The sequence below is a fragment of the Enterobacter sp. 186315 genome (genome assembly GCF_053290175.1).
This window is the reverse complement of sequence record NZ_JBPTTK010000050.1, coordinates 1-2,586: the sequence shown is the minus strand read 5'-3', so window position 1 is coordinate 2,586 and position 2,586 is coordinate 1. Positions and strand designations below refer to the sequence as shown.

Annotated in this window: 2 protein-coding genes; both read left to right on the top strand. The window is 54.7% G+C overall.

The features are described 5' to 3' along the window. Positions 1-171: 171 nt before the first annotated feature. The gene (locus ACSVHP_RS22840) at positions 172-1,350 is read left to right on the top strand and encodes a DUF2169 family type VI secretion system accessory protein (protein WP_447552984.1); all 1,179 of its coding nucleotides are present in this window, start codon (positions 172-174) and stop codon (positions 1,348-1,350) included. Between the two features lie 2 nt (positions 1,351-1,352). Next, positions 1,353-2,586, top strand: a 1,234-nt coding sequence (locus ACSVHP_RS22835) for a PAAR-like domain-containing protein (protein ID WP_447552983.1), incomplete at its 3' end; no start/stop codon positions are given.

The following is a 2,586-nucleotide window of genomic DNA, read 5'->3' as shown; positions in this document are numbered from 1 at the left end:
ACGCCACCTGCATTACCTCGGGCGACAAAATCCAGCTGATCTGCGGGGCCAGCTCTATCACGCTTGAAAGCAGTGGGAAAGTAACGATCGCGGGTACGGAGTTTGATTTTAGCGCCAGCGGGCCGGCCAATATCAAAGGCAAAGACGTTTACATCAACTGAGGCGCGAGAAATGGAATTTCGCAATCTGACGCCGTTCTCAGTGATGGAGTACGCGATGGATGACAAACAGGATGAACGCCACCACGCGATCGTCATGAAAATTGGCTTTCGCCTGGTCAAGGGCGACGATGGCCGGTGGTCGACACGGCTGATGGAAAATCCGGCGCTGCCGTTATGCCTGACCGATGAATTCTCCGGAGAGATCAATCTTTCATCTGTTTTGCGTGAAAGCGATTTAGCGCCTTTCAAACCCACGTGCGACGTCATCGTTAATGGAACAGCCTACACGCCAGGCGGTGAGGCCAGTCCGGAAATGACCGCAGCTGTGCTGATACGCGCCTCTGATGGAAAAGTGCTACTCGATAAAAAGCTGCGCATCAGCGGAAGACGTTTTTATCGTCAACAGCCGTTAACCCAGCGGTGGTATGAAACGGAGCCAGAGCCTTTTACCTCTTTGCCTCTGGATTATCGTTATGCTTTCGGCGGCGAATGCCGGATAGAGGCTGACAGCGAATATGCCGATCGTATTCCGCAGGATTTTCTGCTGACTGACGCGCAGCGCAATGAGCATCCCGAGAAACACAACCCACCGCTGGCGCATACGGTTTGCCCGCTAAATCCACTTGGCCTGGGCTATATGCCGTTCTGGTATCTCAATGCCTGCGACCTGCGGGAAGCAGAGGCTCCGCAGATCGCTTCGCCTGACGCCCCTTTTACTCTTGAGCATTTTTTGGATGTTTGCAGCGGCGAAGCGGACTGGTCTGCCCCTGCATTCCAACCCGCCGGGTTTGGTGCGGTGGGCCGCACCTGGCAACCCCGACTGCCGCTGGCCGGAACTTACGATGAAAACTGGCTTAAAAAACGCCACCCCGCGCTTCCGGAAGATTTCAACTTCAGGTACTGGAACTGCGCACCGCAGGATCAGCAAATTCCGTTCCCGGCCCCGGGCGCAATAGTCACCCTGAGCGGCTTACGTCCGGACGGCGATATTACTTTTGCCTTACCCAACAATCAGGCCCTGATCCTGCTGCGGATGCAGACGGGTGAAATGGTACCTCAGCTCATGTGGACCGATACGTTACTCATTGATACCGAAGCGCTAACCGTCGAACAGACCTGCCGCTATGTGCTGCCCGTCAAGTCATCAGTAAGGGTTATGGAAGCCCGTTATCACATTTCAGGAGAATAAGGATGGCGGAAAATTATATTGCCCGTCAGGACGGAGCATGGACAGTAATCAGCCTGACCCCGGATGTCTGCAAAACCCCTATCGGCCCCGTTACGCCCCCAATCCCCTACCCTGTTACCGCCAGCCTTAACGAAGCCGTGCTGACGGTGCCGTCCGTTAACGCGAATAATCGTCCGGTGCTGGTTCTCGATCAGAGCTTTGTTCCCACAACAAAAGGCGATGAACCCGGTGTGGCAAAGGGAATCAAAAGCGGCACGGTAGGCGATATTTGCGAACCCCTGGCGCACAGCACAACCTTTTTCGCTGGCGGAAAGTCGGTGCTTCGACACTTCGATACCTTCTGGATGAACGCCCGAAATACCACCGGCATCATTATAGGCCAGCCGCCTGCGCCAAATGTGTCCGGGAGTCAGGCGGATCCTGAGGCTGAACCTGAAACGGAGGATGAAAAGTCATTTTTTGATGGTCTTTTTGGCGATTTCTTTAAAGACAAAACACCCGATGGGGTGATTAACAGCAAGATGACCGGCGCCATGATGTACGGTGCGATTAATTACAATACAACAGCGGAAGCAGCGCGAGCTATGGCAGGTGAAATTGGGGGGGAGGCCCTTCAAACCTTTAACGCCATGGATACACCTGAAAATGAGGGGTTAAGGACTGCCGCGCAAAGTATGCTCATGGTCCACTCGCTCAGAACCGTCGGCAGCGCGCACATGGATGGTGCGAACATCAAAGAAAAACCAGCGGCAAAAGCCGGCGAAGGTGAAGAGTTCGACGTAAAGTGCCTCACCTCTTGCAGCGATCCGGTTGATGTTGTTTCGGGCAGTATGATCCAGCAGCTCAATGTTCTGCATATTCCCGGCACTTTGCCTCTGACCCTTTCACGGCTTTATCGCTCGCGGAGGGCTAAAAAGGGTCTTTTCGGGAAGAGGTGGACTGATGACTGGTCTCAGTCTCTGGCTGTACAAGGCGACAGCCTGCACTTCACCGATCACGAAGGCGTAGTACTCAGCTATCCCCTGCCGCAGGATGGGATATTTAAGGATGTCGCACACGGCCGTCAGGTCTGCTATCGCCTGTCCGGAAACATGCGCGACGAGCTGACCCTTTTCGACCGTCGCTCACAGCAAACGCGTGTGTTTTCCCCGGCTGGCCCGGGCATTTACCACCTCTCTGCTATTCACGACAGCTATCACAACCGCATCGATTTCCTGCGCACGGATGGCCTGCTGA

What these genes read in the sequence shown, in the direction of transcription:
- ACSVHP_RS22840 (WP_447552984.1), top strand. Translation starts at nt 172, where the DNA reads ATGGAATTTCGCAATCTGACGCCGTTCTCAGTGATGGAGTACGCGATG.